Annotated in this window: 13 protein-coding genes; 5 read left to right on the forward strand and 8 right to left on the reverse strand. The window is 68.4% G+C overall.

The features are described from left to right. Positions 1–10: 10 nt before the first annotated feature. Positions 11–1,210, reverse strand: coding sequence for an NADP-dependent malic enzyme (locus A5691_RS19660; protein WP_067757909.1), 1,200 nt, complete (start codon positions 1,208–1,210; stop codon positions 11–13). Between the two features lie 66 nt (positions 1,211–1,276). Beyond that, a complete protein-coding gene (locus A5691_RS19665; protein WP_067784078.1) occupies positions 1,277–2,266 on the reverse strand; it encodes a malate dehydrogenase in 990 nt (329 codons plus the stop codon). 193 nt (positions 2,267–2,459) lie between these two features. On the opposite strand from A5691_RS19665, the gene corA reads away from it, so the two are divergent. Further along, complete coding sequence (gene corA, locus A5691_RS19670; protein WP_067757938.1) at positions 2,460–3,563, forward strand: magnesium/cobalt transporter CorA; 1,104 nt, start codon at positions 2,460–2,462, stop codon at positions 3,561–3,563. A gap of 54 nt (positions 3,564–3,617) precedes the next feature. Here corA and A5691_RS19675 read toward each other — a convergent pair whose 3' ends face one another. From A5691_RS19675 to A5691_RS19700, 6 genes are all read right to left on the reverse strand, one after another. Further along, positions 3,618–4,211: a suppressor of fused domain protein gene (locus tag A5691_RS19675; protein ID WP_068017424.1), complete on the reverse strand. Its 594-nt coding sequence runs from the start codon at positions 4,209–4,211 to the stop codon at positions 3,618–3,620. After that, positions 4,208–5,386 carry an ABC transporter ATP-binding protein gene (locus A5691_RS19680; RefSeq protein WP_067757915.1) on the reverse strand — a complete coding sequence of 393 codons (1,179 nt, stop codon included), beginning with the start codon at positions 5,384–5,386 and terminating at the stop codon, positions 4,208–4,210. The genes A5691_RS19675 and A5691_RS19680 overlap by 4 nt, the downstream gene beginning before the upstream one ends. A gap of 4 nt (positions 5,387–5,390) precedes the next feature. Next, a complete protein-coding gene (locus tag A5691_RS19685) occupies positions 5,391–6,242 on the reverse strand; it encodes a carbohydrate ABC transporter permease (RefSeq protein WP_067784067.1) in 852 nt (283 codons plus the stop codon). Beyond that, on the reverse strand, positions 6,232–7,053 hold the full coding sequence (locus tag A5691_RS19690) for a carbohydrate ABC transporter permease (RefSeq protein WP_231968770.1): 822 nt from the start codon (positions 7,051–7,053) through the stop codon (positions 6,232–6,234). Before A5691_RS19690 ends, A5691_RS19685 begins: the two co-directional genes overlap by 11 nt. 107 nt (positions 7,054–7,160) lie before the next feature. Continuing rightward, positions 7,161–8,573: an extracellular solute-binding protein gene (locus A5691_RS19695; RefSeq protein ID WP_067784065.1), complete on the reverse strand. Its 1,413-nt coding sequence runs from the start codon at positions 8,571–8,573 to the stop codon at positions 7,161–7,163. Positions 8,574–8,599: 26 nt separating this feature from the next. Next, on the reverse strand, positions 8,600–9,127 hold the full coding sequence (locus tag A5691_RS19700; RefSeq protein ID WP_067757921.1) for a general stress protein: 528 nt from the start codon (positions 9,125–9,127) through the stop codon (positions 8,600–8,602). Positions 9,128–9,288: 161 nt separating this feature from the next. On the opposite strand from A5691_RS19700, the gene A5691_RS19705 reads away from it, so the two are divergent. The 4 genes from A5691_RS19705 to A5691_RS19720 form a co-directional block, all read left to right on the forward strand. Continuing rightward, positions 9,289–9,906: a DUF4190 domain-containing protein gene (locus tag A5691_RS19705; protein ID WP_067757924.1), complete on the forward strand. Its 618-nt coding sequence runs from the start codon at positions 9,289–9,291 to the stop codon at positions 9,904–9,906. 70 nt (positions 9,907–9,976) lie between these two features. Further along, entirely contained in the window at positions 9,977–11,284 is a 1,308-nt protein-coding gene (locus tag A5691_RS19710; protein ID WP_067784064.1) for a magnesium transporter MgtE N-terminal domain-containing protein, read from the forward strand. Further along, entirely contained in the window at positions 11,281–11,823 is a 543-nt protein-coding gene (locus tag A5691_RS19715) for a DUF1003 domain-containing protein (protein ID WP_067784063.1), read from the forward strand. Before A5691_RS19710 ends, A5691_RS19715 begins: the two co-directional genes overlap by 4 nt. Positions 11,824–11,928: 105 nt before the next feature. Further along, a partial coding sequence (locus tag A5691_RS19720; protein WP_082950423.1) for a lytic transglycosylase domain-containing protein occupies positions 11,929–13,195 on the forward strand: 1,267 nt, incomplete at its 3' end.

Consider the following 13,195-nt stretch of genomic DNA (forward strand, 5'->3'; position numbering starts at 1 on the left):
CAGCCGGTTCTCACCCCGCGATGTCTGCGGGATCTGCGGCCAGCGCGACCGCCGTGGCGACCGCGTGCCCGACGCGCAGGTCCAGCGGGCTGGGGACGATCCGGTCGAAAGCCAGGTCATCGCTGACGACCGAGAAGATCGCCTCGGCCGCGGCCACCATCATCTTTTCGGTGATCCTGCGCGCGCCGGCATCCAGCGCCCCGCGGAATACACCGGGGAAGGCCAGCACGTTGTTGATCTGGTTGGGGAAGTCGCTGCGCCCCGTGGCCACCACGGCGGCGTACCTGGCCGCGATCTGCGGGTGGATCTCCGGATCGGGGTTGGACAGCGCGAAGACGATCGCGCTCGGCGCCATCGTGGCGATCATCTCCTCGGGCACCACGCCCCCGGACACGCCGAGAAACACGTCGGCGCCGCGCAGGGCTTCCGCCATGCTGCCGGTGAGACCGTCCGGGTTCGTCCGCTGCGCCAGCAAGCTCTTGACGCTGTTCATGTCGTCGCGCCCGGTGTGCAGAATCCCGCGCGAGTCGAGCACGGTGATATCCGAAACACCCATCGCCAGAAGCAGATTCGTGCACGCGATGCCCGCTGCCCCGGCGCCGGAGACCACCACCCGCAACGACGTCATATCCCGACCGAGCAGCTTGGTGGCGCCCATGAGCGCCGCCAATGCGACGATCGCCGTGCCGTGCTGGTCGTCGTGCATCACCGGACAGTCCAGCGCCTCGATCACTCGCCGTTCGATCTCGAAGCAGCGTGGCGCCGAGATGTCCTCCAAGTTGACGGCGCCGAACGTGGGGCGCAGTCGCACCAGGGTTTCCACGATCTCGTCGGGATCCTTGGTGTCCAGCACGATGGGGATCGCGTTCAGCCCGCCGTAGGCCTGGAACAGGGCGCACTTGCCCTCCATCACCGGCAGCGACGCCGCGGGTCCGATGTCGCCGAGGCCCAGCACCGCGCTGCCGTCGCTGACGACGGCGACGAGCCGGCTCGCCCACGTGTACCGGGCGGCCTGGCTGGGATCGGCGGCTATCGCGCGACTGACCTGCGCCACGCCCGGGGTATAGGCGATGGACAACGCGCGCTGGGTGTCCAGCGGCGCCGTCGGGCCTACGGACAGCTTGCCGCCTACGTGTGCCTGGAAGATCTCCGCGTCGGTGATCGCGCCGTGCTCGGCGCGCGTCTGTATCGATTCAATCAACTCGGACACGCGCCCCAGGGTACTGACTACCGATTAGTAGACCTAATCCTTTCGGGAAGGATTTCGGCGGTGGGATCAGATCAAACCGAGCTCGGTCACCGCGTTGCGCTCGTCGACCAGCTCGGCGGTCGACTTGTCGATGCGACCGCGGGAGAAGTCGTCGATGTCGAGCCCCTGCACGATCGACCAGTCGCCGTCCTTGGTGGTCACCGGGAACGACGAGACGATGCCTTCGGGCACGCCGTAGGAGCCGTCGGAGAAGACCGCCATCGACACCCAGTCACCCTCGGGACTGCCCAGCAGCCACGAGCGGGCGGCGTCGATGGTCGCCGACGCGGCCGAGGCGGCCGAGGAGGCGCCGCGCGCGTCGATGATCGCGGCACCGCGCTTGGCGACCGTCGGGATGAAGTCGTTCTCGATCCAGTTCTGGTCGTTGACCACCTCGGCGGCGTTCTTGCCACCGACCTCGGCGTGGAAGATGTCGGGGTACTGGGTGGCGGAGTGGTTGCCCCAGATCGTCATCTTCTTGATGTCGGTGACCTTGGCGCCGGTCTTCTTGGCCAGCTGCGAGATGGCCCGGTTGTGGTCCAGGCGGGTCAGGGCGGAGAACCGCTCCTTGGGGATGTCGGGGGCGTTGCTCAGCGCGATCAGCGCGTTGGTGTTGGCCGGGTTACCGGTCACGCCGATCCGAACGTCGTCGGCGGCGACGGAGTTCAGCGCCTTGCCCTGCGCGGTGAAGATCGCGCCGTTGGCCTCCAGCAGGTCGCTGCGCTCCATGCCCGGGCCCCGCGGCCGCGCGCCGACCAGCAGCGCCAGGTTCACACCGTCGAAGATCTTGTTCGCGTCCGCACCGATTTCGACCCCGGCCAGCAGCGGGAACGCGCAGTCGTCGAGCTCCATCACGACGCCCTCGAGCGCCTTGAGCGCCGGCTCGATCTCGAGCAGACGCAGCTCGATCGGGCGGTCGGGGCCCAGCAGCGAACCGCTCGCCAGGCGGAACAACAGGCTGTAGCCGATCTGGCCGGCGGCGCCGGTGACGGCAACCTTGAGTGGACTTGCGCTCACGTCGAAATGCTCCTTGTGGAGGTAGTCATGCTGTTCGGGTCTCGGCACGAAACTAGCGCACCGTTGCGGGCTGCCAATCTCCGGTCCAATACCCGACCGTTTTCCGCGCAAACGGATCGTCGCCCTTCGGCAAGCCGGGACGCGTACCATGGAGCACCGCCTGGTCAGACCTGCGCTGCGATCGGAGGTGGATGTGTTCCAGGGTTTTGACGCATTGCCCGAGGCGCTTCGACCGCTCGCGCAGGAACCGCGCCCCCCGCAACCCGAGCCGCAGCCGCGCTCCCCGAACGAGACGTTGGTCGACTGCGCCGTGTACGCCGACGGCCACCGGCTGCCCGGGAAATTCAGCTATGACGCCGCGCGCGACAAAGTGCGCCAGATCGAAATGCTCGGGCACGACGCGTTCGTCTGGGTCGGCCTGCGCGAGCCGGACCTCGCCGAGATGCAGGAAGTCGCGGACCTTTTCGGGATGCACCCGCTGGCCGTCGAGGACGCCGTCTGTGCGCACCAGCGGCCCAAGCTGGAGCGCTACGACGACACGGTGTTCTTCGTCCTCAAGACGGTCACCTACGTCCCGCACGAGTCGGTGGTGGCCGCCCGGCAGATCGTCGAGACCGGCGAGATCATGGTTTTCGTCGGCAAGGACTTCGTGATCACCGTGCGCCACGGGGAGCACGGCGGCCTCTCCGAGGTGCGCAAGCGGATGGACGCCGATCCCGAGCAGCTGCGGCTGGGCCCGTTCGCGGTAATGCACGCCATCGCCGACGACGTGGTGGACCACTACCTCCAGGTGAGCAGCCTGATCGAATCCGACATCGACAGCATCGAGGAGGTGGCGTTCGCGCCGGGCAGCAAGATCGACGTCGAACCGATCTATCTGCTCAAGCGCGAGGTCGTCGAACTGCGCCGCTGCGTCAGCCCGCTGTCCGTGGCATTCCACCGCATTCAGGTGGAGAACAAGGACCTCATTTCCAAAGAGGTGCGGCGTTACCTGCGAGACGTCTCCGACCATCAATCGCAGGCCGCAGACCAGATCTCGAGCTACGACGACATGCTCAACTCGCTGATCCAGGCGGCGCTGGCCCGGGTCGGGATGCAGCAGAACAACGACATGCGCAAGATGGCAGCCTGGGCCGGCATCTTGGCGGTGCCCACCATGGTCGCCGCCATCTACGGGATGAACTTCCACTTCATGCCCGAGTTGAACTGGACGTGGGGTTACCCGGGAATCATGGCCGCGATGACACTGGCCTGTCTGGCGCTGTACTTCCAGTTCCGGCGCAACAACTGGCTCTAGCCGCGTTTGCTCTGCGCTCTAAGGTGCGTTCCAGGGCGGCGAGTTCGTGACCGTTCAACGCGGTTGTGCGGCAGGGCGATTCGGGTTCAGCACGTCGACGCCGTCGTTCTGCCAGGCCTGTCGCATGGCGTCGGCGCCCTTGAGCCGCACCCAGGCCGCCTCGGTCGCCGTGATGGGCGTCGCCGAGAGGAATTGCACCGGATCGCGCGGCGGTTCCAGCGGCAGATCTTCGATGTCGCTGGGGCCCAACAACACCGCGGTGAACGGTACCCGTCCGGCGGCCCGCGCCCACAGCGGCGTGCCGAGGTCGACCAACGCGTCGGCCGTGAGCACCAGACCCTCGACGGCCGGCGTTGCGGCCAGCACCGCCAGGCTGCGGGCGATGCCGGTGACGGGTCCCGGATCACGCAGGCGCAGGACGACCTCGGCGCGGGGGCCCCGCGTCTGGTCGTCGACGAGCTGCTTGGGGTCGGTCATCGGGTAGCGCGAACAGCCCAGCGACACGTACTGCACCAACCCGTCGCCGCCGCGGAAACGCAACACCTCGATGGGTTCGGCGCCCAGGAAAGTCACGCTCGCCGAATCGGGTTCGCTGTCGGCGAAGTGGCGACGCAGGTGCGTTCGCACCTGGTCCAGAATCGGGGTCACTGCTCCTCAGAAGGCGCAACGGTGAGGTTCGCCCCCGAGCCTGCGTCGAAGACGGCCAACTTCGTGGTGTCGAACGCCAACTCGATCGACCGCCCGATCGCCGCCTTGGATTCCGCGGGAACTCTTGCCACGAACTGGTTTTCGTGCGCCTCACCCTGGGCGGCCAGCTCGTCCAATTGCGCGGAGTGCGCCGTCCACCCCGCCGTGGAGAAGTACACGAACTTGTCGGCGCCCAACGACTCGACCAAGTCGACCTTCACCTCGAAGGTGAGCGCCCTGATCCGCTGGTATCCGTCGATCAACGCCGCGTCGTGCAGATGCTCGGGCCGCACCCCGACGATGACGTTCTCCGGCGCCGGGTGCCGCGAGATCAGCTGTTGGACTTCGGGGGCCAGCATCACTTCCCCGAACGGCAGTTTCAGCCCGATGCCGGTCAAGGTGGCCGGGAAGAAGTTCATCGCCGGTGAACCGATGAACCCCGCGACGAACAGGTTGGCCGGGTGTTCGTATAGCTCGTCCGGGGTGCCGATCTGCTGCGCGACGCCGCCGTGCATCACCACCACCCGGTCGCCCAGCGTCATCGCCTCGGTCTGATCATGGGTGACATACACGGTGGTGGTGCCCAGCCGTTTCTGCAGGCGGGCTATCTCGCCGCGCATCTGGACGCGCAGCTTGGCGTCCAGGTTCGACAGCGGCTCGTCCATCAAGAAGGCCTTGGGGTGGCGCACGATCGCCCGGCCCATCGCGACCCGCTGTCGCTGCCCGCCCGACAGTTGGGCCGGCTTACGGTCCAGCAGTTCGGTCAGGTCAAGGGTTTTGGCGGTCTCCGCCACCTTCTGGGCGATCTCCGCCTTCTTCATCTTGGCCAGCGTCAGGGGGAACGCGATGTTCTGCCGCACGGTCATGTGCGGGTACAGCGCGTACGACTGGAAGACCATCGCGATGTCGCGGTCCCTGGGCGCCTTCTCGTTCACGCGCTCGCCGCCGATGCGCAGCTCCCCGGAGGAGATGTCCTCGAGGCCGGCAATCATGTTCAGCGTCGTCGTCTTGCCGCAGCCCGAAGGTCCCACCAGGATGAGGAATTCGCCGTCGGCGATGGTGATGCTGAGGTCTTGCACCGCCACGGCGCCGTCGGGGTAGCTCTTGCTGACATGGTCCAGCACAATCTCGGCCATCGCGCTATCCCTTCACCGCGCCAGAGGTCAACCCGGCGATGATTCGTCGTTGGAAGATTAGAACAAACAGGATGATCGGGACCGTGATCACGACCGCACCGGCCGCGATCGATCCGGTCGGCTCCTCGAATTGCGAACTGCCACCGAAGTTCGCGATCGCCACCGGCGCCGTGATCGCCGCCTTGGTGGCGGTCAGCGACAGCGCCAGCAGGAGGTCGTTCCAGGCGAAGATGAACACCAGGATGGCGGCGGTCACCACCCCGGGTGCGGCCAGCGGGGCGATCACCTTGCGGAATGCCTGGGCCGGTGTGGCGCCGTCCATTTTCGCCGCCTTTTCCAGGTCCCACGGAATCTCCCGGAAGAACGCCGACAACGTGTAGATGGCAAGCGGCAGAGCGAATGTGATGTAGGGCAGGATCAAGCCCGGCCAGGTGTCGAACAACCCTACGAAGCGTTCGATGTTGAACAGCGGGGTGACCAGCGAGATGGCGGGGAACATCGTAACCAGCAGGGTCGCGCCGATCAGCACGCGCTTGCCGGGGAAGCTGAGCCGCGCGATCGCGTAGGCGGCCATCGCGCCGAGCACCACCGCGATCGCGGTGGTGGTCAAACCGATTCCGATCGAGTTCACCAACGCCGCACCGAACAAGTCGCCGCGGAAGATGCCGCGGTAGTTCTCGAACGACACCGACGACGGAAACAGCTTGCCGTCCTTGACCGTTGACGTGGGCTTGAGCGAGAGGCTGACGATCCACAACACCGGTACAAGTGCGTACACCACGACCACGGCGTCTACCACGGCCCAGACCGCCGCCCGCCGGGCGCCTCCCCGCGCCCATGCCTGGTCAGCGGCCATCGAGGTCACCACCGGGCGCGGCCGCGCCGAACACCTTGATGTAAACCAGCGCGATGATGCCCACACAGACGAAGATCAGCACGCTGATCGCCGAACCCAGTCCGACATTGAATCCCTTGAACAGGTTGTCGTAGCCCAGGATTGACACCGAATCGGTGTTGTTGGCGCCGTCGGTGAGCACGTAGATGTTGTCGAAGATGCGGAAAGCGTCCAGCGTACGGAACAGCAACGCGACAATGACCGCCGGCTTGATGATGGGCAAGGTGACGCGCATCAGCCGCCGCCACGGCCCGGCGCCGTCGACTTGGGCCGCCTTGAGCAGGTCCTCGGGCACCATCGCCAGGCCGGCCAACAGCAGCAGCGACATGAACGGCGTCGTCTTCCAGACCTCGGCGAGGACGACGATGCCCAGCGACGGAATCTGCTGGGTCAACGGCGCGCTGCCGTGCGGCAACAGGTTTGCCAGGTAACCGGTGCCCGGCGTCCACGCGTAGTACCAGCTGTAGGACGCGACAACGGTGACGATGCCGTACGGGATGAGCACCGCGGTACGCACCAGGCCCTTGCCGACCAGGGTGCGATGCATCACCAACGCCAGCGCCAGCCCCAACACGAACTCGAGCGACACGGAAACCGCTGTGATGCCCAGGGTTACCGCAAGCGCGGTCCACCAATACCGGTCGGTCAGGATGGTTTGGTAGTTGCTCAAACCGACGAACGCGGTGTCGTTGGGGGTGGCGAGGTTGTTGCGCTGCAGGCTCAGCCATACCGCGTACCCGATCGGGTAGGCGGTCACCGCCAGCATCAGCATGGCCGCGGGCGCGACGAGCGCGAAGGCAAGTCGCCGCTCCGACAGCCGGTTTCGGCTCCGGGTCCGCGGGGCGACGGCGGCCTCATGCGGCTGCACGGCGGTGGCGGTCACGGTAACAGCCCCTTGCCGTCGATGGCCTTCTGCGCCTGCGCGGCGAGCTCGTCGGCCGTCCGCTCCGGGTCGATCCGTGTGACGGGGCTCAACGTGGCGGACAGCCGCAGCGACAACGCCTGATAGACCGGCGTCGCCGGCCGGACGGCGGCGTCGGTGAGCTGCCGGCGAATGACCGTGTACATCGGATACTTGGCCTGGAACTGCGGGTCGGAGTACAACGACGTCCGCACCGCGGGCAGCCCGCCTTGCATCGAAACGTACTTCTGGCTCTGCGGGCTGCGCAGGCAGCGCACCGCCTCGAATGCCTCCGCGCGGTGGCGGGTGGTGCTGGCCACCGCCAGGTTGAGCCCCCCGATCGTCACCTTGGCGGGCCGGGGCGGCGCCACGCTGGGATACGGCGCGAAACCAAAGACCTTCCGGCTGGCGTCGTAGGCGATGCGGAACTGCTCGTCGCTGGGCACGAACATCCCGACGTCGTTGATGCTGCCGGCCAGCGCCGGATCGGCGTTCAGCGGCAGGAAGGGGACACCGCCCTTCACCGCGTTTTCCAGCATGGAGGCCAGCACGTAGGGCCAGTTGACCTCCAGTGCGGCCTTGCCCTGCTCGACCGCGAGCCGCGCCGTGCCCTCGTCGGTCCGGGTGATCGAGGGATCGGCGCCGGGGGCGGTGGCCACCGCCCTCAGGATGCGCAACGCGTTGACTGTCGCGGCCCGGTGCGCGGGGGTGTCGGTCAAGGTGACCTGGCGGCCGTCCTCGGAGAGCACCTGACCGCCGCCGCTGACCAGCAGCGTGTTGAACCACACCACCAGACCCTCGCCCTCGTTCGCCTGCACCGCTATCCAGGCGGGCTGCCCCTCGGCGTGCAGCCGTGCGGCCTCGGCCACCATCGCATCCCAGTCTGGCGGCGGTTGGTGCACCAAATCTGGCCGGTACCAAAGTAATTCGGTATTGGTGGCGACGGGTGCGGCATACAGCCGGTGCTTCCAACGCGCCGTTGCCAACGGACCCGGCAGGGTGTCAGCGCCGGCGTCGGCGTCGGCCCGCCCCTCGGGATCGTCCGACAGCGGCAGCGCCCAACCCGCCTCGGCGAACTCCGCGGTCCACACCACGTCCAGCGCCATCACATCCAGGCCGCGGTCGTGAGCGCTGAGCCGCCGCGCCAGCTGCACCCGCTGCTCGCCCGGCCCCCTGGGCAGGCTCACGTGCTGGATGGCGAACCGGCCTGCCAGTTGCTTGGTGCACTCCTGGGCGACGGCGGTGAAGGCGGCCGAATCGGTGGCCGGCGTGAAAAACGTGATCACCACCCCGGTGCCGGAGTTCCCGCACGCCGGCACCGCCGTGGTGAGGGTGAGCGTCGCCAACGCGATGGCGGCCGCCCGTCGCAGGCGCCGACGACGATTCACCACTGGATTCACACCTCTCGCGCGCGGCCTCAAATCGCTAAGCGCGCCAACAGGTCCCGCGCCTTCTCCGCGTTCTGCGGATCGCAGAGCACGTCGTAGCGGCCGGCCACCAATTGCATCGTCGAGCTGAAATCCCTTGTGCCGCGGGCCATCGCGTACGGCACGGCGGAGGTGATCAGCCCGAAGAAGACCCCGGCGACCAGACCCGTGGCCAGCGCCGCCCACGGATTCGGGCTGAAGAAGCCGAGCACCAACCCGATGAACAAACCCAGCCAGGCGCCGCTCAGCACACCACCGCCGAGGACCTTGGGCCACGTCAGCCTGCCGGTGACGCGTTCGACCTGCATCAGGTCGACGCCGACGATGATCACCTGCTGAACCGGGAACTGCTGCTCGGAGAGATAGTCGACGGCGCGCTGCGCCTCGGCGTAGGTGGGATACGACCCGACCGGCCAACCCTTGGGCGGCGTCGGTAGTCCGGGGACGCCGCGGCGGCCCGCCGCCGCGCCCGGGGGGGTGGCGCCGGGAACTTGACCGGGCTGGAAAGGACTAGTCATTGGTGCTCATTCTCCTCCGCCACGGCCAACGGCACATCTCGGGCCCTTTTAGCCTATCCAGCGACCGCTCGCCAACCTGCGAAAACAGGTCGCCCCCGGCCCGGCGGCCGGCGGCGATTCGCGCCCGATTCGCCGATTTCGCATCGGCTAGGTTGAACAGCATGACAGCGCCCGGCGATGGCTTCGGCGAACGCTCCCACGACGACCAGGCCAAACCGTTCCCCGCCGGCGGCGACGCCCCGGACGCGCCGCAGCCGCCGTGGGAACCGCCGCCATCGGGGGCGGCGCCCGAATATCCGCCGCCGGCATACCCGCCGCCGGGCTATCCCACCGAATACCACCCCGGTTACGCGGCCCAATACCCGCCGCCTCCGGGCTATGGGCCGCCGCCCGGATATGACCAGCCGTCCGGTTATGGCGCGCCGCCGTACCAAGCCGGGCCGGCCCAATTCGGTGGGCCGCCCGGAGGCTACGGACCGCCGCCCTACCCGGGCGGCTATTACCCGGCCCCGGACTACCTCGGCGGCTACGGATCACCGAGCGGACTGAAACCGGGGACGAACAAGCTCGCCATCGCGTCGCTCATCTCGTCGTTCACCGGCGTGTTCTGTTGCTGCGTCGGCTCGATCGTCGCCATCGTGCTGGGCGTGGTCGCGATGAACGAAATCAAGCGCACCCAGCAAGACGGCTACGGCCTCGCGGTTGCCGGCATCGTCATCGGCATCGCGACCTTGGTGGTGAGCCTGATCGTCTTCATGTTCGCGCTGCACTCGCGTTAGCAGCTGCGCCGTAGCCGATCCACCACCGCCGCCATCCACCGCGTCGACGGCGGCTGCCTAGGCTTTCCCCATGGCATCGGTCAACAGGGTTTACATCGCCCGGCTCTCGCGGATGTTGGTGCTGGGTCCGCTCGGCGAATCCTTCGGCCGGATCCGCGATGTCGTGATCGGCATCAGCATCGTGCGTCAGCAACCCCGCGTCCTGGGTCTGGTCGTCGACCTGGCGACGCGGCGCAGCATCTTCATCCCGATGCTGCGGGTCGCCGCGATCGAGCCGGAGGCCGTCACCCTGAACACCGGGAGCGTCTCCCTGCGCCACTTCGAGCAGCGCCCGGGCGAGGTGCTGGCGATCGGCCAGGTGCTCGACACCCAGGTGAAGGTCAACGATCCCGCGCTTCCGGAGCTGGCCGGCCTGGACGTCGTCATCACGGACCTGGGCATCGAACAGACGCGGACCCGCGACTGGATGGTGAGCCGGGTCGCCGTCCGCAGCCAGCGGCGGCTCGGCCGGCGTGGCCCCGTGCACGTCGTGGATTGGTACCACGTGCAGGGCCTGAGCCCGTCGGCGCTGGCGCTGCCGGGCCAGGGGGTGGCGCAGCTGCTGAGCCAGTTCGAGGGCTGGAAGGCGGTGGACGTCGCCGACGCCATCCGCGGCCTGCCGCCCAAGCGGCGCTACGAGGTGCTCAAAGCGCTCGACGACGACCGGCTGGCGGACGTCCTGCAGGAACTGCCCGAGCTGGACCAGGCCGACGTGCTGTCCGAGCTGGGCACCGACCGCTCCGCCGACGTCCTCGAGGAGATGGACCCCGACGACGCCGCCGACCTGCTCGGCGTGCTCAATCCGACGGACGCCGAGATGCTGCTGACGCGGATGGACCCCGACGATTCGGCCCCGGTGCGCCGGCTGCTGGCGCACTCGCCGGACACCGCGGGCGGCCTGATGACCTCCGATCCGGTGGTGTTGACGCCCGACACGTCGGTCGCCGAGGCGTTGGCCCGGGTCCGCGATCCGGACCTCACCCCGGCCCTGTCGTCCATGGTGTTCGTGGTGCGGCCGCCCACGGCCACCCCCACCGGCCGCTACTTGGGCTGCGTGCAGCTGCAGCGGCTGCTTCGCGAACCGCCGGCCGAGCTGGTCGGCGGGATCGTCGACAACGACCTGCTCACCCTGACCCCGGAGACGCCGCTGGGGGCGGTGACGCGCTACCTGGCGGCGTACAACCTGGTGTGCGGGCCGGTACTCGATGATCAGAACCATCTGTTGGGCGCGGTGACGGTGGACGATCTGCTCGATCACCTGCTGCCGCACGACTGGCGCGTGGATGTGCAGGCGCTCGACGCCGCCGGCCGGCTGGAAGAACTGGGAGGATCCGCGTGAGCAAGTCCCCGGCCCCGCGCCGGCTCTACACCCCGCGGACGTCGCGCAGGTACTCGCCACGCCTGGACCCCGAGGCCGTCGGCCAGATCACCGAGTCCATCGCCCGTTTCTTCGGCACCGGCCGCTACCTGCTGGTGCAGACGATCATCGTGTTCGCGTGGATCGCGGTGAACCTGTTCGCCGTGGGGCTGCGCTGGGACCCGTATCCGTTCATCTTGCTCAACCTGGCCTTCTCCACGCAGGCCGCCTACGCGGCGCCGCTGATTCTGCTCGCCCAGAATCGTCAGGAAAACCGGGACCGCGTCGCGCTCGAACAGGACCGCCACCGCGCCTCCCAGACCAAAGCCGACACCGAGTTCCTGGCGCGCGAGCTCGCGGCGGTCCGGCTCGCGGTCGGCGAGGTCGTGACCCGCGAGTATCTGCGCCACGAGCTCGAGGATCTGCGCTCGCTGCTGGCCGGTTTGGACCCCGAATCCGAGCACTCCGGGGGCGCGCCGGGCGGTGACGGCGCGGACCGCGCGACTAAGAAATCGGGTTGAGAACCAGTTCCGACCATTGCGCCACTCTGGTCACAAGAGTTATGTATGGTGATCTAGTTCACGGCTGAGAAGCAGTTGACCAGCTCACATACCTAGGACGGTCGAGTGCGCATTGGGGGACGCCGGGGTCCACGCCCGGCCGCCGCGGCGGAGCGGCAACGGGCTCTTCAGGTGACGCGCACGCGCGCCTTCGGCGTAGCCACTATCACTCCCCTGGTTTTCGCGGGCGCCGTAAGCGGTGCCGCGCCCTCTCTCCCCGAGAAGCTCCCCCCGGTGCACGCGAACGTGGCGCCGGTGGCCGCCGTCTCCCCCGCCTTCCCCGACCTCTCGGGGCCGGCCGTCGTGTCCATCGACCGCTCGCCGAACGCGTTCCACGTCGCCGAGCCGGCCTTGTCGGCTCCCCCGAAGCCGATGATCGTCAATGCGCCGGGCGCGCTTGGCATTCCGAGCATCGCGCTCGCGGCCTATCGCAACGCCGAACAGAAGATGGCCGTGGCCGCGCCGGGCTGCGGGGTCAGCTGGAACCTGCTGGCCGGCATCGGGCGCATCGAGTCGGGCCATGCGGGCGGAGGAGCGGTTGACGCCCGCGGCACCGCGGTCGTCCCGATCTATGGACCGGCGCTGGACGGCACGCTGCCGGGCAACGAGATCATCCTCCAGAGCAGCACCGGCAATCGCCCCACCTACGCCCGCGCGATGGGGCCGATGCAGTTCCTGCCCGGCACCTGGGCGCGCTACGCGTCCGACGGTAAAGGCGACGGCGTTGCCGATCCGCAGAACCTGTTCGACTCCACGCTGGCGGCGGCCCGGTACCTGTGCAGCGGCGGCCTCAACCTCCGCGACCCGTCGCAGGTGATGGCCGCGATCCTGCGCTACAACAACTCGATGGCGTACGCGCAGAACGTGCTCGGGTGGGCCTCGGCGTACGCCACCGGCGTGGTTCCGGTCGACCTGCCTCCGATGACGGGCCCGCCGCCTCCGCTCGCCGACGCGCACCTGGAGCATGCCGAGGGACTCGGCCCCAACCTGCCGATGAACATCAACGGTCTGCCGTCGGACGACCCCCTGGCGCGCATGCCGCTGATCGACCTCACCTCGCCGCAGAGCCCCGGTCAGCAGCCGATGTTCCCGTGGATGGCCCCGACCCCACAGCAGGCCCCGTCGCGCCTGTCCGGCTGCACCGTCATCTGCGTCGGCCCCCAGAGCCCACCGCCGAACGCCGTCCCGCCATGGGGTCAGCCGCCCGCGACGGGACCCGGCGGCTTCGGCGTCGCCGCGTTCGGCGGGCCGGCCGGTTTGGGTGCAGGCGACGCGGGGGCCGGAGGCGCGGGGGGTGCGGCCGCCGGGTCGCGCCAGGGGTCGTCGAGTTCGT

It is taken from the genome of Mycobacterium sp. E183, from assembly GCF_001667735.1.
Taxonomy (GTDB): domain Bacteria; phylum Actinomycetota; class Actinomycetes; order Mycobacteriales; family Mycobacteriaceae; genus Mycobacterium.